We start from the raw sequence: 22,734 nt of genomic DNA on the forward strand, positions 1-22,734 counted from the left end.
AAGTTACTCGAAACTTAAAAAAACGAAATCGAACGAAGTGGATGGATTCCCGCCTGCGCGGGAATGACGAGTCAGAAGTTACTCGAAACTTAAAAAAACGAAATCGAACGAAGTGGATGGATTCCCGCCTGCGCGGGAATGACGATTGATACGTTTCGATATAGTGGATTAACAAAAATCAGGACAAGGCGACGAAGCCGCAGACAGTACAAATAGTACGGAACCGATTCACTTGGTGCTTCAGCACCTTAGAGAATCGTTCTCTTTGAGCTAAGGCGAGGCAACGCCGTACTGGTTTTTGTTAATCCACTATAATTTATTGAAGATGGCTGAAATTCAAAGTTACAGAAATTTATAAACAAAAAACAGCAACCCGCCGCCGTCATTCCCGCGAAAGCGGGAATCTAGTCCCTTGACCTTAAGATAATCTTTAATTCGTCATTCCCGCAAAAGCGGGAATCCGGAAGCGAAAAGCCGCAGGAATTTGTCGGAAAAAACAGAAACCTCTCCGTACACCCGAAATGTTTCAGACGGCGCATCTTGGGGCGGATAAAAACCCGACCCGATATTTTTTATAATTTTCAATAAGTTTTCATTGAGCAAATGAAATTTTATTTTTCAACTGACAGAAAGAGGATGTTATGAAGTTTTTAGACCGTGAGGCAAGCATTGCCAAGCCGGGTTTCAACCGTTGGCTCGTACCGCCCGCAGCATTGGCGGTGCACCTTGCCATTGGGCAGATTTACGCCTATTCCGTATTCAACGCACCGCTGACCAAACTTATCGGCATAACCGAATCGGCGGCCGGAGATTGGAAGCTGACGACCGTAGGTTGGATTTTCAGTATCGCACTCGCGATGCTGGGCGCGTCGGCCGCCCTGTTCGGCACATGGATGGAACGGGTAGGGCCGCGCAAAGCCATATTTGCCGCCGCCTGCTGTTTCAGCCTGGGCTTCTTCGTATCCGCATTCGGCGTGAGTACGCACAACCTCTTCCTGCTTTATTTGGGCAACGGCGTCATCGGCGGCGTAGGCTTAGGCTTAGGCTACATCGGGCCGGTTTCCACACTGATGAAATGGTTTCCCGACAAGCCGGGTATGGCGACCGGTTTGGCGATTATGGGTTTCGGCGGCGGTGCAATGCTGGCCTCGCCGCTTTCCGTATCACTGATGAACGCCTTTTCAAACGCCGCTTCGGTCGGGGTTGCCGAAACCTTCGCCGTATTGGGTCTGCTTTACCTCGCACTGATGATGTTCGGCGCGTTTACCATCCGCGTACCTGCCGACGGCTGGAAACCTGAAGGCTATACCGCGCCGAAAACGCAAAACAAGCTGGTCAGCAGCAATCATGTCAACGTGTCCCAAGCCATGAAAACGCCGCAGTTTTGGCTGTTGTTCTGGGTATTGTGCCTGAACGTAACCGCCGGCATCGGCGTATTGGGTCAGGCATCTGTGATGATTCAGGAACTCTTTTCCGAAACCTCCGCAGGCAGGCATGCGGCAGTCGGCGCAGGTGCGGCGGCAGGCTTCGTCAGCCTCCTTAGCCTGTTTAACATGGGCGGACGCTTTTTGTGGTCGAGCGTTTCCGACAAAATCGGACGCAAAAACACCTACACCATCTTCTTCGTACTCGGTTCGCTGCTGTATTTCGCCGTTCCCTCCATCGGCGAAGGCGGCAGCAAAGCCCTGTTCATCATCGGCTTTTGCGTGATTATTTCCATGTACGGCGGCGGATTTGCCGCCATTCCCGCCTACCTGAAAGACCTGTTCGGCACCTATCAGGTCGGCGCGATTCACGGGCGCATCCTGCTGGCCTGGTCAACCGCCGCCGTCATCGGCCCGGTACTGGTCAATTACATACGCCAAAGCCAAATCGACAGCGGCATACCGGCGGCACAGGCATACAGCGTAACCATGTACATCATGGCGGGCCTGCTGATTATCGGTTTGTTGTGCAACCTCGCCGTCAAATCCGTACACGAAAAACACCACGAAAAAGACATCAAAACCGCCGCACGCAGCGGCAACCCCGATGACGAAACCGCCATATCCGACGCTTACCTTGTGGGCGAAAAAGTTTCCGGCGGCGGCATATCGGTCTGGTGGCGTTGGGCATTGGCCGTCATACCACTCACCTACGGCGTGGTGATGGTCTTTGTCAAAGCACTCGACCTTTTCTCCTGAAAACGCCCGAATAAAATGCCGTCTGAAACAGCAGATGTTTCAGACGGCATTTTTGTGTTTTGGTGGGTTTAGGCTTTTTTGCGGCGGTATTCTCCCGGCAGCAGCATTTCCGCCCATTTGAGGATGTTGGCGACTTCGGCGGGGTTGAGTTCGTAGAACTGTCCGCGTTTGAGGCGGTTGGGCAGTCCGATGGGGCCGAAGCCGACGCGCACGAGGCGGCTGACGGTGAGGCCTTGGCTTTCGAATATGCGGCGCACTTCGCGGTTGCGGCCTTCTTTAATTACGACGTTGTACCATTTGTTCGCGCCTTCGCCGCCTTGTTCGTAGATGCGTTCGACTTTTGCCAAGCCGTCTTCGAGCATCACGCCTTCTTCGGTGAGGCTGCGCATTTGTTCGGTGGTCAGTCCGCCCAGTACGCGCACGGCGTATTCGCGTTCAACTTCGAAGCTGGGGTGGGCGAAACGTTGGACGAGTTCGCCGGAGGTGGTGAGGATCAGAAGGCCGCTGGTGTTGATGTCCAAGCGTCCGATGGCGACCCAGCGGCTGCTGGCGGCCTGCGGCAGACGGTCGAAAATGCTGACGCGGCCTTGCGGATCGTCGCGGGAAACGATTTCGCCTTCTTGTTTGTAATACAGGATGATGCGCGGTAGGCGGTCCGCCCATTTGAGCTTGATGATGCTGCCTTTGACGGTAACGTGGTCGTCGGGGGTGACTTTGTCGCCCAGTTGCGCGGTTTTGCCGTTGACCGTTACCCAGCCGTTGTTGATCCATTCTTCCATTTCGCGGCGCGAGCCGACGCCGGACGCGGCGAGCACTTTTTGCAGGCGTTCGGGTTCCATGCGCGATAGGTCGCTGCGGCGTTCTTTCAAATCGCGTGCGTGTTCCATAATTTTTTGGTTGGGATTGCGGACGACGAGTTTTTTGGCTTTGGCGGCGCGCTGTTTGGGGGCGTTTTGTGGCTTGATGCCGTCTGAAGCTTTTTGTCCGTAAGGTTGGGATGCGGTTTTGCCCGTTTCGTTTTTGGGACGGGCTTTGCTTTTGGAAGGTTTGGCGGTTTTCTTGGCAGACGGGGCTGCGCCGTCGCGCCATTGGCGTTTGCTGGTGGGCTGTTTGGACATCATTTTTCCTAACTCGCCTGATAAGGCGGTTCTTCTGCGGCGTGTGCGGCAGGATGGGTTGATAAAATGCCGCCCTCGGTCGGACGGTTCGCTATTGTACCTGATGCGGCGTGTTTGCGGATGAAATCGTCGCTGCGGCTTTTGGGACAAAGTTTGTGCAACGGTTGAAATCGGTTTGTGTGCGGGGGTAGAATCTTTCAAATGATATAGTGGATTAACAAAAATCAGGACAAGGCGACGAAGCCGCAGACAGTACAGATAGTACGGCAAGGCGAGGCAACGCCGTATTGGTTTTTGTTAATCCACTATTAAGAGGAGCGGTAAATGGATTTGCACAATATTCGGGAAGATTACAGCAAACGGGAATTGTCGGAAGGCGATTGCGCCGACAATCCGATCGAGCAGTTTGAGCGGTGGTTGGAGGAGGCGGTACGCGCACAGGTCAACGAGCCGACGGCGGTCAATGTGGCGGCGGTCGACGGACGCGGCAGACCCAACAGCCGTATGGTGCTGCTGAAGGAAGTTAATTCTGAAGGTTTTGTTTTCTTTACGAATTATCACAGCCGCAAGGGGCGTTCGCTGGATGCTCATCCATTTGCGGCGATGACGTTTTTCTGGCCGGAGCTGGAGCGTCAGGTGCGCGTGGAAGGGCGTGTTGAAAGGCTGGCGGAGAAGTTGTCGGACGAATATTTTGAGAGCCGCCCGTATCAGAGCCGTTTGGGTGCGTGGGCAAGCGCGCAGAGCGAGGTAATTCCGAACAAGGCGGTATTGGTGGCAAAGGCGGCGGCGGTCGGACTCAAACATCCTCTGCACGTTCCCCGTCCGCCGCATTGGGGCGGCTATATTGTGATTCCCGATTTGCTTGAGTTTTGGCAGGGCAGGCCGAGCAGGCTGCACGACCGCATCCAATACCGTTTGCTGGATGGCGGCTGGATACGCGAGCGGCTGTCGCCTTGAACAGGAAAAAACATATGCCGTCTGAAAACCGGAATCGGGCTTCAGACGGCATTTTTTATGGGGAAAATACGGACGGGAAGTTTTTTGTGTTCCGAACGGAAAGCCTGAATCCTCTTTTGAGGTTATCTAAAACAAGATTTAATTCAGTCATAAGCTTCTCATGATGAAAAATGTAAACATGGTTTTCTATAACTTATTCTATTAATTATGTATTCAATAAACTCAAATCATCATTTGTTGGAATGGTAAGGTGATTTTCATTATTTCTAAATTCCCCATTAACATATTCTGAGAATGCACATGTTTTGCAGCAATAAACTAATCTATTAGTCTCGATTTCCTTCCATAAATCAAAACCATAGGTGCCATGGCAAATATTACATTCCATATCTGGTTCTTGAATAATAAATAAATTCTCTAAAAAATTTTGTAGCGATTGATAAATATATGAATTATTTCTTTGCATGGAAATATCTATTTGCCGTTTAAGAGCTTTTAAATCGTAAAAACTAATTAGTGATTTTTTTATCGGATAATTAGGGATATCTAAAATTTCTATATTCATAAATTTAGAAATATTTGAATGGTGATCTAAAAATTCTTTCTCTAAACTAGGATAATCATGTAACCATTTAAGAATTAAAGTTGCGAGTAAGATATGATCTACATTATTACCTATACCCTCTATTTTTTCTTTTAAAGAAAGTATTATTTTTTTTGCATAATTACTGCCTTTTACTATACCGGGGAATTATGATGAGGACGGCGTGAATGCGTCGGAGAAAAACAAGTTTTCCGGCAGCTTATGCTGTTGCACAAACAGATTCTTTGCTTGTTCGGTCATAGCCGGAGAGCCGCAGGCAAATACTTCGTATTCCGACAGGTCGGGATGGTCTTGTGCCGCGATGTCTTGTACGTGCCCTTTTCTTCCTTGCCAGTCCTCTCCGGGGCGGGACAATACGGGGGTGAAGCGGGCGTTTTTCAGACGGTCTGCCAACCCTTGTGCTTCTTCGAGGGCATACAAATCATCTTGATGACGCGCACCCCAGTAAAGATGGACGGCGCGGTTGCTGTCTTGGCGGATAAGGTCGAGCAGGATGCTGCGGATGGGGGCGTAGCCTGTGCCGGTTGCCAGCAGGATGACGGGTTTGCCGCTATCTTCCTGCAAGGTAAACGAACCGAGCGGGCCTTTAACGCGGACGATGCCTTTTTCTTTGACTTTGGGTTCGCTGCCGAAAATCATTTCCGAGCAGATACCGTTTTCGCGCCTGCGGATGTGCAGTTCCAAAATGCCTTCTTGGTCGGGCGAATTGGCGATGGAGTAGCTGCGGCTGACGTTGCCCGGCAGCAGTAAATCAATGTATTGCCCGGCATAGAAGGCAAACGGCGGGGCTTTGGGCAGGGCAAGTTTCAAGAGGGCGACATCGTGTTTGAAAACCATACTTTCGATGCGTGCTGGCATGGTGCGGACGGGGAGGGCGTTGGGGTTGTAGCCGGGGATGTTGAGGCTGATGTCGCTTTGCGCGGTGGTGCGGCACATCAAAATCTTGCCTTGCGCTTTTTCTGCTTCGGATAAAGCCTGTTCGGAGTGTCCGCCCATTTGAATATCGCCGCTGACCAGTTCGGCTTTGCATTGCCCGCAGACACCGTTTTTGCAGGAATGGGGCAGATTGAGGTTTTGACGGGCGGCAGCGGCCAAAACGGTTTCTCCGTCGTTGGCGACAAAGGTGGTTTGGTCGGGCAGTGTAATGGCGTGGTTCATGGAATATTGTTTTTTATGCTGTTTTAATGTGGTCAGACTGTGAAAGTGCCGTCTGAACGTCGGATCTGGGTTTCAGACGGCATCTTGCTTATCAGGCAAGTTTGGCTTTGATCAGCTCTTGAACCTGCGCGGGATTGGCCTTGCCTTTGCTGGCCTTCATCACTTGCCCCACAATCGCATTCAGGGCTTTTTCGTTGCCGGATTTAAACTGTTCCACGGCTTTGGCGTTGTTGGCCAGCACTTCGTCCACCATGGCTTCAATCGCGCCGGTATCGGTCATCTGTTGCAAACCGTGTTTTTCAATGATTTCGGCAATGGTGGCTTCGGGTTCTGCCCACATGGCTTCAAAGGCTTTTTTCGCTAACTTGCTGCTTAATGTGCCGTCGGCGATTTTGCCTACCAGCGCGGCGAGGCGCGGAGCGGTAATCGGGCTGTCGGCAAGTTCCATGCCTTCTTTGTTCAGCGTGGCGGCGAGTTCGCCGTTCATCCAGTTGGCAGTCGGCTTGCCTTGTCCGCTTGCTTTGGCGGCTTCTTCAAAATAGGCGGCCTGTGCGCGGCTTGCGGTCAGCAGGCGCGCGTCGTATTCGGACACGCCGTAATCCGCCACGAAACGCGCTGCCATTTCTTTCGGCAGCTCGGGCATTTCTGCTTTGGCTTTTTGCATTTGGGCGTCTGAAATGATGACGGGCAGCAAATCAGGGTCGGGGAAGTAGCGGTAGTCGTGCGCATCTTCTTTCAGGCGCATTACGCGGGTTTCGCCTTTTTCAGGATCAAACAGCATCGTCGCCTGCTGTACTTTGCCGCCGTCTTCCAAAATCTCGATTTGAGCTTCCACTTCATAATTAATCGCCTGCTCCAAGAAACGGAAGGAATTGAGGTTTTTAATCTCGCGGCGTGTGCCGAACTCTGCTTGGCCTTTCGGGCGAACGGATACGTTGGCATCGACGCGGAACGAGCCTTCCGCCATATTGCCGTCGCAAATGTCCAGCCAGGTTACCAAGCTGTGCAAGGCTTTGGCGTAGGCAACGGCTTCGGCGGCGGAACGCAATTCCGGTTCGGATACGACTTCCAATAAAGGCGTGCCGGCGCGGTTCAAATCGATACCGGTCGTGCCGTTCAAGCCTTCATGCACGGACTTGCCTGCGTCTTCCTCCATATGGGCGCGGGTTACGTTGATGGTTTTCACATCGTCACCGACCACGATTTCCAATTTGCCGTGTTCGACAATCGGCAAATCCAACTGGCTGATTTGATAGCCTTTGGGCAAGTCGGGATAGAAGTAGTTTTTACGGTCGAACACGTTTTTCCGGTTGATTTTCGCATCCAAAGCCAAACCCAATTTGATGGCTTTTTCAACGACTTCTCGGTTCATTACCGGCAGTACGCCCGGCAAAGCACATTCCACCACGCTGGCGTGCGCGTTGGGTTCTGCGCCGAATGCGGCCGATGCGCCGCTGAAGATTTTGGATTTGGTGTTTAATTGGACGTGGATTTCCAAGCCGATTACGGTTTCCCAGGTCATAAGAGCTTCTTTCTTTAACATATCAATTCGATGGACGGTTCGACGGGCCGGCTTCCTGTCCGGATGCCGTCTGAAGCGCGTCCTGCCCCTTGTTGAAACAGGCGGTCATTTCCGCAACCATCTCATCCAGCATTTGGTAACGCTTGCGGTACATCGAGCGTTTTTTGCTTTCGATGTCGGCAAGGTCTTTGCGGGCGGGGGTTTGGGGGAGATGCCAGTAGCCGTCCCGCTCCAAACTTGCGCCGTATTCCTGCCAGAATGCGTCGTAATTCATTTTGACGCGCTTTTTAAGTTTCCAGCGTAATTTGACCTGATGTTTTTGTGCAATGCCTATCGCGCCGTCCAAGCCGAGTACGGCGGCGAAATATTGCAGTGCGGTTACCATCAGTTGTTGGGGACGCAAGCCGTGAAGTTGTTTGGTTATGCGGCGGACGGTGTCTTTGGCTTCTTCACCCGCCGGCCCTTGTACGGAGGCTGCCAGCAGGTGTGTGCCGACAAAGGCGAAGGTCGCCATATACAGCCGGTTGTTTGCTTCATCGCGCAAAGATAAAGACCACGCGCCTTCTTCGACGCAGTTGTCGTTGCGGTTGAGCCACAAGCTGATGCCGTCTGAAAGGTGCGCCAAGACCAGATGGAAGCGGTAGTCTTCCATTTGGTGCAGAATGTCTGTGCCGAACAGTTTTTCCGCCATGAGAAAATCTGCCGTCATCGCATCTAAACGGCGTTTGCAGTTAAAACGCCTGTCAACAAATTCGCGCAGCAGCGGATAAGCATCCTGCGGGCAGTGGAGGAACAGCCCCTGACGGATAGGGGAGGCGTTGACAAACTGCTCGAAGGCGTAAATTTCTTTTTTTCCGAAAAATTTTCGCAATGTGTATTTTAAATGTTGCAGCCGATATAAAGGGGCATAGCTGTAAACGGTGCGAAAATCGGGGAAGGTAAAGGTGCGGTTCTGCTTCATTCGGGTCGTTTGCCGTGCCAATCGCTGTTGAGTTGGATTTGATGCGCCGCACCGAGGATTTTGGCTTCGGCGAAGTAGTTGCCGATAAGCTGTACACCGATGGGCAGTCCGCCGCCGCTGAAGCCTGCGGGCAGGGTCAATGCGGGCAGTCCTGCGAGGTTGACGGCGATGGTATAGATATCGCTCAAGTAGGTTTCAACCGGCGAAGCATCCGCTCCGATTTTGGGGGCGGCAGTGGGTGCGGTCGGCGCGAGGATGAGGTCGCACCGTGCAAATGCCGTCTGAAAATCATCGGCAACAAGGCGGCGCAGTTTTTGGGCTTTGAGATAGTAGGCATCGTAGTAGCCGTGCGACAGTACATAAGTGCCGATCATGATACGGCGTTTGACTTCGCTGCCGAAACCTTCGGCGCGGGTTTTGCCGTACATTTCTTCCAAATCGCTGAATTGGGCGGCGCGGTGTCCGTAGCGCACGCCGTCGTAACGTGAAAGGTTGGTACTGGCTTCTGCGGAGGCGAGGACGTAGTAGGCGGGGATGGACAGCTTGGTTTGCGGCAGGGAAACTTCGACCAATTCCGCGCCTTGGGCTTTCAGCAAATCAATGGTGTTTTGCAATGCCGTCTGAACATCGGGTCTGTTGCCTTCGCTGAAGTATTCTTTGGGCAGGCCGATTTTCAAACCTTTGAGCGGTTGGTTCAAATCGCGGGTGTAGTCTTCTTTTTCGCGCTCGAGGCTGGTGGAATCTTTGGGGTCGAAACCTGCCATCGCGTTTAACAGAATCGCGCAGTCTTCGGCAGTTTGCGCCATCGGGCCGGCCTGGTCGAAGCTGGAGGCGTAGGCGACCATACCGAAGCGGGAAACCGTGCCGTATGTGGGTTTGATGCCGGTAATGCCGCAGTGCGATGCGGGTTGGCGGATGGAGCCGCCGGTATCCGAACCGAGTGCGGCAGGGGCAAGGCGTGCGGCAACGACGGCTGCTGAACCCCCTGACGAACCGCCGGGGACGTGTTCGTGATTCCACGGGTTTTTGGCCGCGCCGTAGAATGAGTTTTCATTGGTCGAACCCATAGCGAACTCGTCCATATTGGTGCGGCCGAGCGTTACCATGCCTTCGTCGAGCAGGTTTTGGACAACGGTGGCGGTGTAGGGGGAGATGAAGTTGTCGAGCATTTTAGAAGCGCACGCGCTGCGCCAGCCGGTTTGGCAGAAAATGTCTTTGTAGGCGACGGGTACGCCGGTAAGCGCGGAGGCGTTGCCCTGCGCGATGCGTTCGTCGGCGGCACGGGCTTCTGCGAGGGTTTTATCTTGGTCGATAGTGATATAGCCGTTAAGGGCGGGATTTTTTTCGGCAATGGCGGCGAGGTATTCGTTTGCCAGTTCGACGGCGGAAATCTGTTTGGACTGCAACAGGACGCTTGCCTGTTTCAATGTGTATTGTGTCATAAATCTTCCATCCCTAAAGGGTTTCAGGCGGTATTTTTTCTGATGCCGTCTGAAGCATATTCGGATTATTCTTCGATAACTTGCGGTACGATGTACAGACGGTTGCGTACTTCCGGTGCGACCGCCTGATATTCGGCGGCGCGGTCGGTTTCGGTTACTTCGTCTTCACGCAGGCGCAGGGCGGCTTCGTGCGGGTGCGCCATCGGTTCGATGCCGTCTGTGTTAATGGTTTGCATCTGTTCGACCATAGCGAAAATGTCGTTTAATTCTTGAAGCGATTTTTCTTTTTCTGCCGCAGTCAGGTGCAGTCGGGAGAGTCGGGCGATTTTGTCTACGTCGGCAAGTGTCAGTGCCATGAAAAGCATCCTTGTCTGATGGTAAAGATACCGTCGTTCGGGTATGATGGGGCGTATTGCTTGAATTTTTAATTATAACGGAAAAATCTGTTGTAGCGGCAATTTGCGGCATCGAATGCCTGCCGCACGGGTTTGAAGGAGGGGAATAATGGGATTGGGTGTGGAAATCGGCAAGCTGATTGTGGCTTTTTTGGTGCTGATTAATCCGTTTAGCGCGTTGTCGCTTTACCTTGACCTGACCAACGGGCACAGTACGAAGGAGCGCAGGAAGGTCGCGCGGACGGCCGCCGTTGCCGTGTTTGCCGTGATTGCGGTATTTGCGCTGATCGGCGGTACGCTGCTGAAGGTTTTGGGCATCAGCGTCGGTTCGTTTCAGGTCGGCGGCGGAATTTTGGTGTTGCTGATTGCCATTTCGATGATGAACGGCAACGACAATCCCGCCAAGCAGAATCTCGGCGCGCAGCCGGAAACGGGGCAGGCGCGCCCCGCCCGCAATGCCGGAGCGATTGCCGTCGTGCCCATCGCCATACCGATTACCATCGGCCCGGGCGGTATTTCAACCGTGATTATTTATGCATCGGCGGCTAAAACATACGGCGACATCGCGCTGATTATCGCGGCCGGTTTGGTGGTCAGTGCGATTTGTTATGCCATTTTAATCGTTGCCGGGAAGGTCAGCCGCCGGCTGGGCACGACGGGGCTGACGATTTTAAACCGCATTATGGGTATGATGCTGGCGGCGGTATCGGTGGAGATTATTGTGTCGGGACTGAAAACGATATTCCCGCAACTGGCAGGTTGATTCGATGTTTCACAGTGTCAATGTATTTACGGGCGAAACGCTTTACCGCCGCCCCGCCCAAGATTATGCGGAGTTTGAACGGCAACTGGCAGGTTTGAAAATGCGCGGCGGGGCGTTCGCGCAACTGGGCGTAACCGAACGTGCCGCGCGTCTGAGGCGGTTTGCCGACCGTTTGGAGGCGGAGAAAGAGCGTTTTGCGGAAATGGTGTGTGAGGAAGTCGGCCGCTGCCTGCACGAATGCCGCGCCGAAATCGGCAAGTCTATCGAGCTGATACGCTATTACGCCCGCCTTGCCCCCGAACTGCTTGCCCACAAAACCATTGCGACGCAGGCGAGTTTGAGTCAGGTAAGGTTTGAGCCTTTGGGCGTGGTGTTTGCCGTTATGCCGTGGAATTACCCCGTCTGGCAGGTATTGCGCTTTGCCGTACCTGCCGTTTGCGCGGGCAATGCGTGCGCCGTCAAACCCGCGCCCAGCGTGGCACGCGTCAGTCAGGCGTTGTTCGATTTGGTTTCAGACGGCATTCCTTTGGCAGGCGCGTGGCTGGATGAGGCAGACACGTTCAAGGCGATTAAAGATACCGATGCGATGGCGTTTACCGGTTCGACGCATACGGGGCGCATCCTTGCGGCACATGCGGGCGCAAACCTCAAGAAAACCGTCTTGGAGCTCGGCGGCAGCAACGCCTTTATCGTGATGCCCGATGCCGATTTGGAACGCGCCGCCGCAGAAGCCTGTTATTCCCGTTTCCGCGATGCGGGGCAATCGTGCAACGCCGCCAAACGCATCATCGTAACCGAAGCCGCAGCCGATCGTTTTATCCCGCTGTTTCTTGCCGAATGCGCCAAATTGAAAATGGGCGACCCCAAACATCCCGATACCACGCTTGCACCGCTGCACCGAGAAGATTTGCGGAACCGGGTTCACGGGCAGGTTGAAGATGCCGTTTCAAACGGCGCGGTATGCCTGGCCGGGGGCAAAGTCCCACAGGGGCCGGGATGGTTCTACCCCGCGACGGTTTTAGACAGGGTAAATCCTGCCTGCCGGGTTTGGCACGAAGAAGTATTCGGGCCGGCCGCCCTGATTTTGCGTGCTGCAAACGAAGAACACGCCATCGCGCTCGCCAACGATTCCCCGTTCGGGCTCGGTGCCTGCATTTATACCGCCGATACCGAACGCGCCTGGCGGTTTGCCGAAAAAATACAGGCGGGATCGGTGTTTATCAACCGCCATACCAGCAGCGATTTGCGCCTGCCTTTCGGCGGAGTCAAAGATTCCGGTTACGGGCGCGAACTGTCCGAATTCGGGCTGTACGAGTTCGTCAACGTCAAAACCTACTGGCAGAAATAAACAAACCCCGTGCCGCTTCAGACGGCATCGGGGTTTTGATAGATGGGTCAACGGCAGTATTTGTTCACATCGTTATTGTATTTCCGAATCAAATCATCCTTGTTTTTCGCATTTGAATTTCCCACCGCCTTCAGGTTCATTTTTGAAATCCGGCAGTTTTCTTCTTTGTTCTGCTGTTCGGTTTCGGCAATTTTTTTCTTTTCTTTCTCAAGCTGCCCGTTTTTTTCGGCAATATCCTTTTCGTTTTCTTTCGCACTGTCCGCATTCTTATCGACGGCAGGTTTGGGCTTGACCGCCGGTTTGGTTTGGCGCGTCCGTAGGTTGAGGATTTGGCTCTGGTCGGGATGAAGCTGTTTCGGAACATCCGAATAGCTGTTGCCGCCGCCGTCTTTCCAAGTAAAGACGGCGGCTTCGGCAGGCGGGACGGGCAGGAAAGAGGCGAGGGTAAACATAATGACGGATAAAGAAAAGTTCATCGGGGTTTCCTTGATGGTTGACTGCCCGGGCAGAATCGGGATTGGTTCGGGCGGTGTCTTTTCCGGGTTCGGGTCAAAGCAAAGAAGACACTCTGCCTTAATATGGTGCTTTATATATTGGGGTAAAACAGATTCCCAAAAATATCATTGGAATATGCTTATGCTACCGTATATTTCGGCAAAGAAAAAGAAAATTGCAGCCTAGTGTGTATAAAATCCGATGGGCGCGTGCTTCTGCCTTTGGTGTTGAATCGGTTGAATCTGCGGTATTTTGATATTTTTATAGTGGATTAACAAAAATCAGGACAAGGCGACGAAGCCGCAGACAGTACAAATAGTACGGAACCGATTCACTTGGTGCTTCAGCACCTTAGAGAATCGTTCTCTTTGAGCTAAGGCGAGGCAACGCCGTACTGGTTTTTGTTAATCCACTATAATTGATGAAATGCCGTCCGAAAGCTTTGAAAAGGGTTCAGACGGCATTTTGTTCAAACCGGTTTATTTGCGTTGCAATACGGCGGCGAAGAAGCCGTCGGTTTGGTGTTTTGCCGAATCGAGGCGCAGGTATTTGCCGGTATCCAAATCGATTTTCAAACCGGCAAGCAGTTCGGCGCAGTTGACGGGTTCAAACTCGGGATGTTCGGACAGGAAACGTTCGACTTGCAGCTCGTTTTCTTCCGGCAGCACGCTGCAAGTGGCGTACACCAAGCGTCCTTGCGTTTTCACCAGTTTGGAGGCGGCATCGAGGATGCTGTGCTGCTGTTCCAAAAGTTTGGCGACGGTCTCGGCGGATTGGCGGTATTTGAGGTCGGGATTGCGGCGTAAAGTACCCAAACCGGAGCAGGGCGCGTCCACCAACACGCGGTCGGCTTTGCCTGACAGTCGGGCGATACGGGTATCGTGTTCGCTGCTGATGCGTTCGGGGTGGATGTTGGTCAGTCCGGCGCGGGTCATACGCGGTTTGAGGTTGGCAAGGCGTTTTTCGGCGATGTCGAAGGCGTAGATTCTGCCTTTGTTCGCCATTTGCGCACCGACAGCCAAGGTTTTACCGCCGGCGCCGGCACAGAAATCGACAATGATTTCGCCGCGTTTTGCGCCCACCAATAAGGCAAGCAGCTGGCTGCCTTCGTCTTGGACTTCCAGTGTGCCGTCCAAAAACAGTTCGTGTTTGTTAAGCGCGATTTTGTTTTTCAGGCGGATGCCCCAAGGCGAATAAGGCGTTGCCTCTGCATCGCCACTTTCAGCTTGCAATAATGGCAGCACTTTATCTCGTTTGCCTTTCAAGGTATTGACGCGGATGTCGAGCGGGGCAGGTTGGTTGATGCTGCGACCGAAGGCGAGGATTTCTTCTTCGCGCCAATGCTGTTGCAGCTGTTCCACCAGCCATTGCGGCAATTCTGCGGCGGTATTCAGGCCGTCTGAAAATTCGGTTTTACGGGCTTTCAAATTGCCGAGGAACTCTGTTTCTTCTTCATCAAGCAGGTCTTTGATTTGGCTGATGTTGGTACTTCTGCCGAGAACCAGTGCGGCGAGTGCGGCTTTGCGCGGCTGCGCGTGCGGACGGCGCAGGGCGGTACTGATTTTTTGATAGTGGCGCAGCGCGGCAAAGGCGGTTTCGGCGATTTCGTGGCGGTCTTGGCGGCCGAGCTTTTTGTGTTCGCGGAAATAGGCGGAGAGGACGGCATCGGAAGGCTGTTTGAAAGTCAGCATTTCAGCCAAAACTTTGGCGGTATGGTCGAGTTGTGCGGCGTTCATAATGTAATGGGTTCTCTTACTGTGGGTTATTCATAATCAATCTAACGTCCTTAAAATAACAATAGCATCTTTATCATTACTTAGTATTCTATCCGCAATAAGAAAGATGTGTTAAAAGTGCGCAATCGGGATTTGTCTAAATTTCTCCGTTAACTACAAAGGCAGCCTGAAAAAAGTTCTATTTTCAGGTCGCTTGAACAGCATCCGATATAATCACATCAGCGATTTCATTTTGTAATCACTCCCCAAAACATGAGGAAAAAAACAAAATTTATTTTCTTCGTTCAGCATATCTATCCTAAATATGCCATCACTCCATTGAGTTTTTAATTTGTATTTCGCTCTTGTTAAATGTTTTTCTGTTTGCCGATTTCTTTTGCTAATGTAAAAAATACTCTACCACTCTCATTGGTTAAAGTTTTCAAGTATTCATCAACATCAGTAACATTAATAACAACTGTTTCATTTGTATGTTTATTAAATTCTAAATCAATAATAATATTCCCATTAACCAATATTTCATATATATCTTCTTCTTCAGGCAGCATAGACAAACAATAAGCACTTGAAGCTGAAAACTCTTTTTTCAGATACTGAAGAAGAAAAGTATTTTTAATTAAAATATTATTAAATTTATCTAATGATTGCTTGACTTCTTTAGTTGTCCAATTTTTAACATTATTCTTCATTGTATTCTACCTGGGGTCGTAGTTATTAAATTACCATACTTATTTGTTTGGATCGTCATAATATTAGTTGGCATGTTGTTGTTATATTTATCATATCCAATATCCTTATTAACTCGGATGACTCTTTCATAAATTGTATGGGAAATGAGATTTCCATCACTAAGCCTCTCAATAGATATACGCGTTAATGTTGGGAAAGGGTTTCAGACGGCCTTCATAATGCGTTCGATTTCGTGCCAAAAGCCGTCGGGGCGCAATTCCAAAACGGCAATCAAGCCTTGGTCGATACGGCGAATTTCGGCTGCGTTCGATGTTTCAGTTTCGGCGACACGCGCAGGTGGGAGATAGGCCATACGGTCGAGCAGATGGTAGCGGGCTTCTTGGCATTCACACGTATATTCCGCCCAGTCTTGAATATAGATGCCGCGCCAGCCGTATGGGTTAAGTGGCGGCTCAAAAGCATGGAAACCTTGTGGAAAAAATCCGATGCCGCGCACGACGGACGCGGGTTTTACGTCAAGCGGCAAACCGTGCCGCCGCAAGGTTCGGATGCCGTCTGAAGTGTGCGGCAGACCGAGTTGGGCAGTCAGCTTGGCGGCTTTTCCCAACAGCGTGTCTTTGGGGTTGAGTCCGCGCATGTCTTCGGGTTTGCCCGTGCCGCTGCCGTAGTATTTGCAGGTCAGCTCGATATGGTAGGGCTTGCCGTTAAGCCTTGCCACAAAATCCGCCGCGCCTTGCGTATTGCCGTCCGAACCGGAAACCGTGAGGTTGTGCGCGAGCAGTTCGGCGTGCGGCGCGTTGGCAAACCAAAATGCCGACAGTTCTTCGGCGTAAATGCCCAAGCGGTGTCCGAACGGGGCGCGTCGGGCGAGGTGTTCCGTCAGCGGCGCGGGATCGGTATCCAATGCCAAAAGGTAACGGAAACCGCGTTCCCCCAGTAGTTCGCGCATGCCCAATTCGCAACCGCTTTGCCACAAAGGCGGCGCGGTTAGCAGCGAGGCTAAATCCCGCACGGCAGGGTCGGTCAGTTTCCACCACAGGGCATCGAGGGCGTAGTTCATGGTTTTCCTGTTTCTGTATTTTGATTTTTCCTGAAATGCCGTCTGAAAAGCGGATTCAGACGGCATGTGCTTAGGATTGCCCGTCCTTCAGACGCTGTTGCAGCGTATTGAAAAAACCGCGCAGGATATCGATGTCCTCCGTTTGCGTGTTAGCACGACCGAACAGGCTCTGCATACGGCGCATCAGGCGTTCGCCGTTGCGGCGGTTGAAAAAGCCGATGTCGTTCATCACGCTTTCCATATGGGCGACCATACCTTTAATTTGTTCGTGGGTCGCGGCGTGGTCTTCCTGTTGCAGGTGGGTCATGGGCGAATCGGTTTGGCTGAAGATTTCGTAGCACACGACTTGCACTGCTTGGGCAAGGTTGAGCGAGAAATAGTCGGGGTTGCCGTTGATGGTCATCAGGCGGTTGCACGCACGGACTTCTTCGATGCTCAAGCCGAAAGTTTCGTTGCCGAACACGAGTGCGACCTGTTCGCCGCGTTGCGCCGCCTGCAACAGCTCGGGAACGAGTGCGCGCGGCGTTTGCAGCGGGGCGGTGATTTCGCGGCGGCGGCTGGTCAGGGCGCAGGCGATGGTGGTGTCGGCAAGGGCTTCGTCCAAAGAAGCGGCAATGGTGGCATTTTCCAAAACGTCTGCCGCGCCGGAAGCGAGGATGAAACTTTCTTCAGGCAGTGTAAAACTTTGCACGTCATCGGGATTGAAAACGGGCGGGTTTTCCGTCATCGGCGTTGCCATCAGATTGGGGGCGACGATGGTCAGTTTGTGCAGACCCATTGTTTTCATCGCGCGCGCGGCAGAGCCGATGTTGGCGGGATGGCTGGTACGCGTGAGGACGATGCGGATGTTGCCGAGATAGTCGGGCAGGGCGGGTTTGAGGGCAGTCATGTTCGGTTTTCGGTCGGAATGGAATAGGGTATAATGCGCCGTCTTTTTCATTCGGACGGTCAAATGCCGTCTGAACTGTTCTTTAACAACGTCGGAAATTTAACGTTGCGCTTGAAGCAGACACGCGTCAGGCGGTATTTTACCCGATTTGGCAGTGTTTACCCCAACCAAATAAACTCCGATTTTGCCGCTCCGAAGGACTGCGCGTCCGAACCGGCGGTATGCCACCCTTAAGGAAATCTGATGAATCCGTTTTTGAATACAGCCTTTAAAGCCGCCCGCCGTGCCGGTCAGATGATGATACGCGCCGCAGGCAACCTCGATGCCGTCAAAATCGACAGCAAAGCCTTCAACGATTTTGTTTCCGATGTTGACCGCAATTCCGAAATCATCCTGGTTGAGGCTTTGAAAGAAGCCTATCCGCACCACAAAATCACTTGCGAAGAAAGCGGCTCCCACGGCAAAGCCGCAGCCGAGTACGAATGGATTATCGATCCGCTCGACGGCACGACCAATTTCCTTCACGGACATCCCCAATACGCCATCTCTATGGCACTCCTGCACAAAGGCGTGTTGCAGGAAGCTTTGGTGTACGCCCCCGAACGCAACGACGTTTATATGGCTTCGCGCGGTAAAGGCGCGTTGCTCAACGACCGCCGCATCCGCGTTTCCAACCGCATCGAATTGAACCGCTGCCTGATCGGTACGGGTTTCCCCGTCGTCGATCAAAGCATGATGGACAAGTATCTGGCGATTCTGAAAGACTTTTTGGCAAAAACCGCCGGCGGACGCAGGGAAGGCGCGGCTTCTTTGGATTTGTGCGCCGTAGCAACAGGACGTTTTGACGGCTTTTTCGAGTTCAACCTCAAACCTTGGGATATTGCCGCCGGTGCATTGATTGTCCAAGAAGCAGGCGGCATCGTAACCGATATGACGGGTGAAGACGGCTGGCTGGAAAGCGGCGATATTGTCGCCGCCAATCCTAAAGTGCTGGCGCAAATGTTAAAAATCATTTCCGCACACGTTTAATCCGAGTCTTTCCCGAAGGAGGGGAAGAATAGAATGCCGTCTGAAATACCCGACCGTATTTCAGACGGCATTTTGCTTTTAAGCGGAACAATCTTTTGGTCGGATATTGTCGGTTCGTTAACTTTTCCTTTATTGCCGCCTAAAGCGCGGGGTGACGGCACACCCTGCCGGTGTGGTATAAAGTACACACTTGAAAATAGAAATAAACCGATATTTGGTAGGCAGATAGATTAAGCGTATGGATTCGTTTTGTAATGGGTTTGATTATCAAATATAATGCGCGCACAAAATATCCTTTGGGTTTTATCTTTTCCAATTCAAATTTGAACAATCAATAAGGAGAGCGTTTTCATGAACAAAAAACTTGCCTTAATGCCGTTGTTGATTTTGAGCGCGTTTTCGTCTGCCGCCGACAATGTTCCGCAGCAGGGCGAACTCGGACAGGTTCATGTCCGCGCCGATGCCAAACGCGTCAAAGCCGCCCGTTCCTACTCCATCGCCAGCGACGGCGATTTGCGCGACCGCGTGAACTTGGGTTTGTTGGGTAAGGCCAACGCCTTTACCGCGCCAATTACCGTCGTCAATTACGATCAAAAAGTGCTGGACGACAACGCTTCGCGCACACTGGTGGATACGGTTGCCAAAACCGATGCTTCCTCCATGCAGTTCGGCGGCGAGAGCAATACGATTCAAGGCGTATATGTACGCGGTTTACAGCTTGATGCGCGCCAGTTCAGCGTAAACGGTTTGGCAGGGCTTTATTCTTATTATCATACGCCGACTGCCGGTGTTGCTTCGGCACAGCTGATTAAAGGAGCTTCAAGCTCAACGGTCGGTATGGATCCGGAAGGCGCGGCAGGTTCTTCGGTCAATATTGAAACCAAAAAAGCATCCGATGGGGGTAACCGCAAAATCGGTTTGGCAGTGTTCGCTAAAAATCGTACCGAAGGTGCAATCGATGTCGGTCAGCGTTTCGGCGAAGACAAACAGTTCGGTATCCGATTCAACGGCAAAATCCGCCAAGGTGAAACTGCCCGCAAAGGCTACAAGGAAGACAATCAGGAATTTGCCCTGAATACCGATTATCGTGGCGAAAAACTGCGCCTGTCTTTCGATTCTATGTACAACCACCGCAATACGGAAGGCGGCCGTGCGCGTGTTCAGGATATGCAGAATCTGGATTTTGCCATGCCGTCTGCACCAAGCGGCAAAACGCTCTTGGTTCCCTCATGGCAGGAACAGACCACCAAAACCGCAACCAATGCCGTAACCTTCGAATACGATACCGACTACAATACGCAGTTCAGCGGCGGTTTGGGCTATATGGAATCCGTGTATAAAGGTTCGTTTACCCAAGTCATCATGAAAAAACGAGCCAACGGCGGGCATTTGGGCAACTATACCGCACAGGAGGCGCAACCTTTCAAATTCCGTTCGCGCACGACCAGCGGCAATTTGAAAGCGCGCGGTGAATTTGAAACCGGTCCGGTCGTACACAACTGGTCGGCTTCCTACGACTACATCAAACGCCACCGCGACCATGACCAGGGAACGCGCAACGGCGATGCCTTGGATACCAATATCTACCATCCTGTTTTCCCTGCAACGCACAGGGATAACCCGGCAAATGTCCAAGGTACGGAGCATACAACCTACGAAACACCGAGCCTGGCTGTTTCCGATACTTTGGGTTTCGTCAACAATACCATCCGAATGACTGTCGGCGGACGTTACCAATGGGTAAAACAGACCGCACATCCGAACCTGACCGGCAATGCGGTAACCGATGCAAACCGCCGTCATACTGCGGTAAAGTTCAGTAAGAAACGTTTCAGCCCGATGTTTGCAGCGGCTTGGGTGCCTAATACCGGTATGGTCGTGTACGGCAACTATATGCAGGATTTGGAACCGGGTGCGACCAACGAAGATACCGGCGAGATGTCCAAGCCGCGTGTCAGCAAACAGGTTGAAGTGGGCGTGCGCAAAAACTGGGGCGATGCCGTAATCAGCCTAAACGCCTTCCAAATCGTCCGTCCGGGCTATTGGCGCAACACGCAAGAGCAACACGGTAAGGAAATCAACCGTGGTATCGAGTTCAATGCCTATGCAAACCTGATGGGTAAAACGCTGCGTCCAAGTTTCGGCATGATGTACCTGAAAGCGCGTTTGAAAGATTATCCGCGCTATAACAATACCCTGACCAACGGCAATCAGGTTGCCAGTCCGCGCGTGATTGCGAAAGCCGGTATCGAGTGGGATACGCCGTTCGTACAAGGCTTAACTTTGAAAGGCAATGTCCAGCACTACGGCAAGTCTTTCCAAGATACCGAACGCCGATATAAACTGCCGTCCTACACTTTGGTTGACGTAGGCGCGCGCTACAAAACCAAGCTGGGCAAAAATACTTTGACCGTCAGCAGCTCGGTAGAAAACCTGTTCAATAAAAACTATTGGCAGGTACAGCGCGGGCAATACGACCGCAGCTTCGCCGTCGTCGGTATGCCGCGTACTTACTGGCTGAAAGCGGAATTGGATTTCTGATTTCCCCACATCCGGAAAATGCCGTCTGAACAGGTTTCAGACGGCATTTCTTTTAAAGAAATATGGCGGGATATGCTTAAATAATGCTATTCTAGCGTCTTTGAAACCTGCTTGTTTAAAGTGATGAAAAAACCTTTGATTTCGGTTGCGGCAGTATTGCTCGGCGTTGCTTTGGGGACACCTTATTATTTGGGTGTCAAAGCAGAAGAAAGCCTGACGCAGCAGCAAAAAATATTGCAGGAAACGGGCTTCTTGACCGTCGAATCGCACCAATATGAGCGCGGCTGGTTTACCTCTACGGAAACGACGGTTATCCGTCTGAAACCCGAGTTGCTGCATAATGCGCAGAAATACCTGCCGGATAACTTGAAAACAGTGTTGGAACAGCCGGTTACGCTGGTAAACCATATCACACACGGCCCTTTTGCCGGCGGATTCGGCACGCAGGCGCACATTGAAACCGAGTTCAAATACGCGCCTGAAACGGAAAAAGTTTTGGAACGCTTTTTTGGGAAACAAGCCCCGGTTTCCCTTGCCAATACCGTTTATTTCAACGGCAGCGGTAAAATGGAAGTCAGTGTTCCCGCCTTCGATTATGAAGAACTGTCGGGCATCAGGCTGCACTGGGAAGGCCTGACGGGGGAAACGGCTTATCAAAAAGGTTTCAAAAGCTACCGGAACGGCTATGATGCCCCCTTGTTTAAAATCAAGCTGGCAGACAAAGGCGATGCCGCGTTTGAAAAAGTGCATTTCGATTCGGAAACTTCAGACGGCATCAACCCGCTTGCTTTGGGCAGCAGCAATCTGACTTTGGAAAAATTTTCCTTAGAATGGAAAGAGGGTGTCGATTACAACGTCAAGTTAAACGAACTGGTCAATCTTGTTACCGATTTGCAGATTGGCGCGTTTATCAATCCCAACGGCAGCATCGCACCTTCCAAAATCGAAGTCGGCAAACTGGCTTTTTCAACCAAGACCGGGGAATCAGGCTCATTTATCAACAGTGAAGGGCAGTTCCGTTTCGATACGCTGGTTTACGGCGATGAAAAATATGGCCCGCTGGATATCCATATCGCCGCCGAACATCTCGATGCTTCTGCCTTAACCGTATTGAAACGCAAGTTTGCACAAATTTCTGCCAAAAAAATGACTGAAGAACAAATCCGCAATGATTTGATTGCGGCAGTCAAAGGCGAGGCTTCCGGATTATTTACCCATGACCCGGTACTAAACATTAAAACGTTCCGTTTCACCCTGCCTCAGGGAAGAATTGATGTGGGCGGAAAAATCATGTTTAAAGACATGAAGAAGGAAGATTTGAACCAATTGGGACTGATGTTGAAGAAAACCGAGGCAGACATCAGAATGAGTATTCCTCAAAAAATGTTGGAAGATTTGGCGGTAAGTCAGGCAGGCAATATTTTCAGCGTCAATGCCGAAGATGAGGCGGAAGGTAGGGCAAGTCTTGACGACATCAACGAGACCTTGCGCCTGATGGTGGACAGTACGGTTCAGAGTATGGCAAGGGAAAAATATCTGACTTTGAACGGCGACCAGATTGATACTGCCATTTCTCTGAAAAACAATCAGTTGAAATTGAACGGTAAAACGCTGCAAAACGAACCGGAGCCGGATTTTGATGAAGGCGGTATGGTTTCAGAGCCGCAGCATTAATGGTTCAAATGCCGTCTGAAATGTTCAGGCGGCATTTTGTTGTATTGGAAACTGCCGTTTTCAACCATTCCTTCAGATAAGCCGTGTCGGATTCGTTTTTATAGTGGATTAAATTTAAACCAGTACGGCGTTGCCTCGCCTTGCCGTACTATTTGTACTGTCTGCGGCT

The 22,734-nt window shown here is 51.8% G+C and carries 23 protein-coding genes; 10 read left to right on the forward strand and 13 right to left on the reverse strand.

Going from position 1 to position 22,734, the window contains the following annotated elements; translation table 11 throughout:
* Positions 1 to 641: 641 nt before the first annotated feature.
* Positions 642 to 2,183, forward strand: a complete 1,542-nt coding sequence (locus tag RDY34_RS08415) for an L-lactate MFS transporter (protein WP_003752478.1) — start codon at positions 642 to 644, stop codon at positions 2,181 to 2,183.
* Between the two features lie 68 nt (positions 2,184 to 2,251).
* Here the strand turns inward: RDY34_RS08415 and RDY34_RS08420 are convergent, their stop codons facing one another.
* Together RDY34_RS08420 and RDY34_RS08425 are read right to left on the reverse strand one after the other, a co-directional pair.
* Positions 2,252 to 3,301, reverse strand: a complete 1,050-nt coding sequence (locus tag RDY34_RS08420; protein ID WP_301912006.1) for a pseudouridine synthase — start codon at positions 3,299 to 3,301, stop codon at positions 2,252 to 2,254.
* A gap of 8 nt (positions 3,302 to 3,309) precedes the next feature.
* Positions 3,310 to 3,462: a hypothetical protein gene (locus RDY34_RS08425; protein WP_308073057.1), complete on the reverse strand. Its 153-nt coding sequence runs from the start codon at positions 3,460 to 3,462 to the stop codon at positions 3,310 to 3,312.
* Positions 3,463 to 3,625: 163 nt separating this feature from the next.
* Here RDY34_RS08425 and pdxH point away from each other — a divergent pair, with 163 nt between their 5' ends.
* Both pdxH and RDY34_RS08435 read left to right on the forward strand, forming a co-directional pair.
* Positions 3,626 to 4,258 (forward strand): pyridoxamine 5'-phosphate oxidase, encoded by a 633-nt coding sequence (gene pdxH / locus RDY34_RS08430; RefSeq protein WP_308073059.1) that lies wholly within the window; start codon positions 3,626 to 3,628, stop codon positions 4,256 to 4,258.
* Between the two features lie 14 nt (positions 4,259 to 4,272).
* A complete protein-coding gene (locus tag RDY34_RS08435; protein WP_192879957.1) occupies positions 4,273 to 4,422 on the forward strand; it encodes a hypothetical protein in 150 nt (49 codons plus the stop codon).
* Between the two features lie 41 nt (positions 4,423 to 4,463).
* Here the strand turns inward: RDY34_RS08435 and RDY34_RS08440 are convergent, their stop codons facing one another.
* The 6 genes from RDY34_RS08440 to gatC form a co-directional block, all read right to left on the reverse strand.
* On the reverse strand, positions 4,464 to 4,823 hold the full coding sequence (locus RDY34_RS08440) for a hypothetical protein (protein WP_228378036.1): 360 nt from the start codon (positions 4,821 to 4,823) through the stop codon (positions 4,464 to 4,466).
* Positions 4,824 to 5,009: 186 nt separating this feature from the next.
* The gene (locus RDY34_RS08445; RefSeq protein WP_003713668.1) at positions 5,010 to 6,020 is read right to left on the reverse strand and encodes a 2Fe-2S iron-sulfur cluster-binding protein; all 1,011 of its coding nucleotides are present in this window, start codon (positions 6,018 to 6,020) and stop codon (positions 5,010 to 5,012) included.
* Positions 6,021 to 6,111: 91 nt separating this feature from the next.
* Positions 6,112 to 7,542: an Asp-tRNA(Asn)/Glu-tRNA(Gln) amidotransferase subunit GatB gene (gene gatB, locus RDY34_RS08450; RefSeq protein WP_308073060.1), complete on the reverse strand. Its 1,431-nt coding sequence runs from the start codon at positions 7,540 to 7,542 to the stop codon at positions 6,112 to 6,114.
* 22 nt (positions 7,543 to 7,564) lie between these two features.
* Positions 7,565 to 8,503 (reverse strand): VirK/YbjX family protein, encoded by a 939-nt coding sequence (locus RDY34_RS08455; protein ID WP_308184535.1) that lies wholly within the window; start codon positions 8,501 to 8,503, stop codon positions 7,565 to 7,567.
* Positions 8,500 to 9,945 (reverse strand): Asp-tRNA(Asn)/Glu-tRNA(Gln) amidotransferase subunit GatA, encoded by a 1,446-nt coding sequence (gene gatA, locus RDY34_RS08460; RefSeq protein ID WP_308184536.1) that lies wholly within the window; start codon positions 9,943 to 9,945, stop codon positions 8,500 to 8,502. Before gatA ends, RDY34_RS08455 begins: the two co-directional genes overlap by 4 nt.
* Positions 9,946 to 10,010: 65 nt before the next feature.
* Positions 10,011 to 10,301, reverse strand: coding sequence for an Asp-tRNA(Asn)/Glu-tRNA(Gln) amidotransferase subunit GatC (gene gatC / locus RDY34_RS08465; RefSeq protein ID WP_002220840.1), 291 nt, complete (start codon positions 10,299 to 10,301; stop codon positions 10,011 to 10,013).
* A gap of 148 nt (positions 10,302 to 10,449) precedes the next feature.
* Between gatC and RDY34_RS08470 the strand changes: the two genes are divergently transcribed.
* Positions 10,450 to 11,103, forward strand: a complete 654-nt coding sequence (locus RDY34_RS08470; RefSeq protein WP_308184537.1) for a MarC family protein — start codon at positions 10,450 to 10,452, stop codon at positions 11,101 to 11,103.
* A gap of 4 nt (positions 11,104 to 11,107) precedes the next feature.
* Positions 11,108 to 12,451, forward strand: a complete 1,344-nt coding sequence (locus RDY34_RS08475; protein ID WP_308074778.1) for an aldehyde dehydrogenase family protein — start codon at positions 11,108 to 11,110, stop codon at positions 12,449 to 12,451.
* A gap of 47 nt (positions 12,452 to 12,498) precedes the next feature.
* Here RDY34_RS08475 and RDY34_RS08480 read toward each other — a convergent pair whose 3' ends face one another.
* From RDY34_RS08480 to RDY34_RS08500, 5 genes are all read right to left on the reverse strand, one after another.
* Positions 12,499 to 12,927, reverse strand: coding sequence for a DUF4124 domain-containing protein (locus RDY34_RS08480; RefSeq protein WP_308074777.1), 429 nt, complete (start codon positions 12,925 to 12,927; stop codon positions 12,499 to 12,501).
* 498 nt (positions 12,928 to 13,425) lie between these two features.
* Positions 13,426 to 14,682 (reverse strand): RsmB/NOP family class I SAM-dependent RNA methyltransferase, encoded by a 1,257-nt coding sequence (locus RDY34_RS08485; protein ID WP_308074776.1) that lies wholly within the window; start codon positions 14,680 to 14,682, stop codon positions 13,426 to 13,428.
* Between the two features lie 347 nt (positions 14,683 to 15,029).
* Entirely contained in the window at positions 15,030 to 15,371 is a 342-nt protein-coding gene (locus RDY34_RS08490; protein ID WP_002213243.1) for a hypothetical protein, read from the reverse strand.
* 203 nt (positions 15,372 to 15,574) lie between these two features.
* Entirely contained in the window at positions 15,575 to 16,432 is an 858-nt protein-coding gene (locus tag RDY34_RS08495) for a DUF1853 family protein (protein ID WP_308074779.1), read from the reverse strand.
* 70 nt (positions 16,433 to 16,502) lie between these two features.
* Positions 16,503 to 17,321 (reverse strand): RNA methyltransferase, encoded by an 819-nt coding sequence (locus RDY34_RS08500; protein ID WP_308074775.1) that lies wholly within the window; start codon positions 17,319 to 17,321, stop codon positions 16,503 to 16,505.
* A 63-nt stretch (positions 17,322 to 17,384) separates the two neighbouring features.
* On the opposite strand from RDY34_RS08500, the gene RDY34_RS08505 reads away from it, so the two are divergent.
* The 5 genes from RDY34_RS08505 to RDY34_RS08525 all read left to right on the forward strand — a co-directional run bounded on the left by RDY34_RS08505 (position 17,385) and on the right by RDY34_RS08525 (position 22,565).
* Positions 17,385 to 17,555, forward strand: coding sequence for an RNA-binding protein (locus RDY34_RS08505; protein ID WP_308074774.1), 171 nt, complete (start codon positions 17,385 to 17,387; stop codon positions 17,553 to 17,555).
* A 9-nt stretch (positions 17,556 to 17,564) separates the two neighbouring features.
* On the forward strand, positions 17,565 to 18,350 hold the full coding sequence (locus RDY34_RS08510; protein WP_308074773.1) for an inositol monophosphatase family protein: 786 nt from the start codon (positions 17,565 to 17,567) through the stop codon (positions 18,348 to 18,350).
* Between the two features lie 33 nt (positions 18,351 to 18,383).
* Entirely contained in the window at positions 18,384 to 18,584 is a 201-nt protein-coding gene (locus tag RDY34_RS08515; protein WP_308074772.1) for a hypothetical protein, read from the forward strand.
* A gap of 117 nt (positions 18,585 to 18,701) precedes the next feature.
* Positions 18,702 to 20,891: a TonB-dependent receptor gene (locus RDY34_RS08520; protein ID WP_308074771.1), complete on the forward strand. Its 2,190-nt coding sequence runs from the start codon at positions 18,702 to 18,704 to the stop codon at positions 20,889 to 20,891.
* Positions 20,892 to 21,014: 123 nt separating this feature from the next.
* Positions 21,015 to 22,565, forward strand: a complete 1,551-nt coding sequence (locus tag RDY34_RS08525) for a YdgA family protein (RefSeq protein WP_308074770.1) — start codon at positions 21,015 to 21,017, stop codon at positions 22,563 to 22,565.
* Positions 22,566 to 22,734 lie beyond the last annotated feature (169 nt).

The sequence above is a fragment of the Neisseria polysaccharea genome (genome assembly GCF_963392925.1).
GTDB lineage: Bacteria > Pseudomonadota > Gammaproteobacteria > Burkholderiales > Neisseriaceae > Neisseria > Neisseria polysaccharea.

What these genes read in the sequence shown, in the direction of transcription:
- RDY34_RS08415 (WP_003752478.1), top strand. Translation starts at nt 642, where the DNA reads ATGAAGTTTTTAGACCGTGAGGCAAGCATTGCCAAGCCGGGTTTCAAC.
- RDY34_RS08420 (WP_301912006.1), bottom strand. Translation starts at nt 3,301, where the DNA reads ATGTCCAAACAGCCCACCAGCAAACGCCAATGGCGCGACGGCGCAGCC.
- pdxH (WP_308073059.1), top strand. Translation starts at nt 3,626, where the DNA reads ATGGATTTGCACAATATTCGGGAAGATTACAGCAAACGGGAATTGTCG.
- RDY34_RS08435 (WP_192879957.1), top strand. Translation starts at nt 4,273, where the DNA reads ATGCCGTCTGAAAACCGGAATCGGGCTTCAGACGGCATTTTTTATGGG.
- RDY34_RS08440 (WP_228378036.1), bottom strand. Translation starts at nt 4,823, where the DNA reads ATGAATATAGAAATTTTAGATATCCCTAATTATCCGATAAAAAAATCA.
- RDY34_RS08445 (WP_003713668.1), bottom strand. Translation starts at nt 6,020, where the DNA reads ATGAACCACGCCATTACACTGCCCGACCAAACCACCTTTGTCGCCAAC.
- gatB (WP_308073060.1), bottom strand. Translation starts at nt 7,542, where the DNA reads ATGACCTGGGAAACCGTAATCGGCTTGGAAATCCACGTCCAATTAAAC.
- RDY34_RS08455 (WP_308184535.1), bottom strand. Translation starts at nt 8,503, where the DNA reads ATGAAGCAGAACCGCACCTTTACCTTCCCCGATTTTCGCACCGTTTAC.
- gatA (WP_308184536.1), bottom strand. Translation starts at nt 9,945, where the DNA reads ATGACACAATACACATTGAAACAGGCAAGCGTCCTGTTGCAGTCCAAA.
- gatC (WP_002220840.1), bottom strand. Translation starts at nt 10,301, where the DNA reads ATGGCACTGACACTTGCCGACGTAGACAAAATCGCCCGACTCTCCCGA.
- RDY34_RS08470 (WP_308184537.1), top strand. Translation starts at nt 10,450, where the DNA reads ATGGGATTGGGTGTGGAAATCGGCAAGCTGATTGTGGCTTTTTTGGTG.
- RDY34_RS08475 (WP_308074778.1), top strand. Translation starts at nt 11,108, where the DNA reads ATGTTTCACAGTGTCAATGTATTTACGGGCGAAACGCTTTACCGCCGC.
- RDY34_RS08480 (WP_308074777.1), bottom strand. Translation starts at nt 12,927, where the DNA reads ATGAACTTTTCTTTATCCGTCATTATGTTTACCCTCGCCTCTTTCCTG.
- RDY34_RS08485 (WP_308074776.1), bottom strand. Translation starts at nt 14,682, where the DNA reads ATGAACGCCGCACAACTCGACCATACCGCCAAAGTTTTGGCTGAAATG.
- RDY34_RS08490 (WP_002213243.1), bottom strand. Translation starts at nt 15,371, where the DNA reads ATGAAGAATAATGTTAAAAATTGGACAACTAAAGAAGTCAAGCAATCA.
- RDY34_RS08495 (WP_308074779.1), bottom strand. Translation starts at nt 16,432, where the DNA reads ATGAACTACGCCCTCGATGCCCTGTGGTGGAAACTGACCGACCCTGCC.
- RDY34_RS08500 (WP_308074775.1), bottom strand. Translation starts at nt 17,321, where the DNA reads ATGACTGCCCTCAAACCCGCCCTGCCCGACTATCTCGGCAACATCCGC.
- RDY34_RS08505 (WP_308074774.1), top strand. Translation starts at nt 17,385, where the DNA reads ATGCCGTCTGAACTGTTCTTTAACAACGTCGGAAATTTAACGTTGCGC.
- RDY34_RS08510 (WP_308074773.1), top strand. Translation starts at nt 17,565, where the DNA reads ATGAATCCGTTTTTGAATACAGCCTTTAAAGCCGCCCGCCGTGCCGGT.
- RDY34_RS08515 (WP_308074772.1), top strand. Translation starts at nt 18,384, where the DNA reads ATGCCGTCTGAAATACCCGACCGTATTTCAGACGGCATTTTGCTTTTA.
- RDY34_RS08520 (WP_308074771.1), top strand. Translation starts at nt 18,702, where the DNA reads ATGAACAAAAAACTTGCCTTAATGCCGTTGTTGATTTTGAGCGCGTTT.
- RDY34_RS08525 (WP_308074770.1), top strand. Translation starts at nt 21,015, where the DNA reads ATGAAAAAACCTTTGATTTCGGTTGCGGCAGTATTGCTCGGCGTTGCT.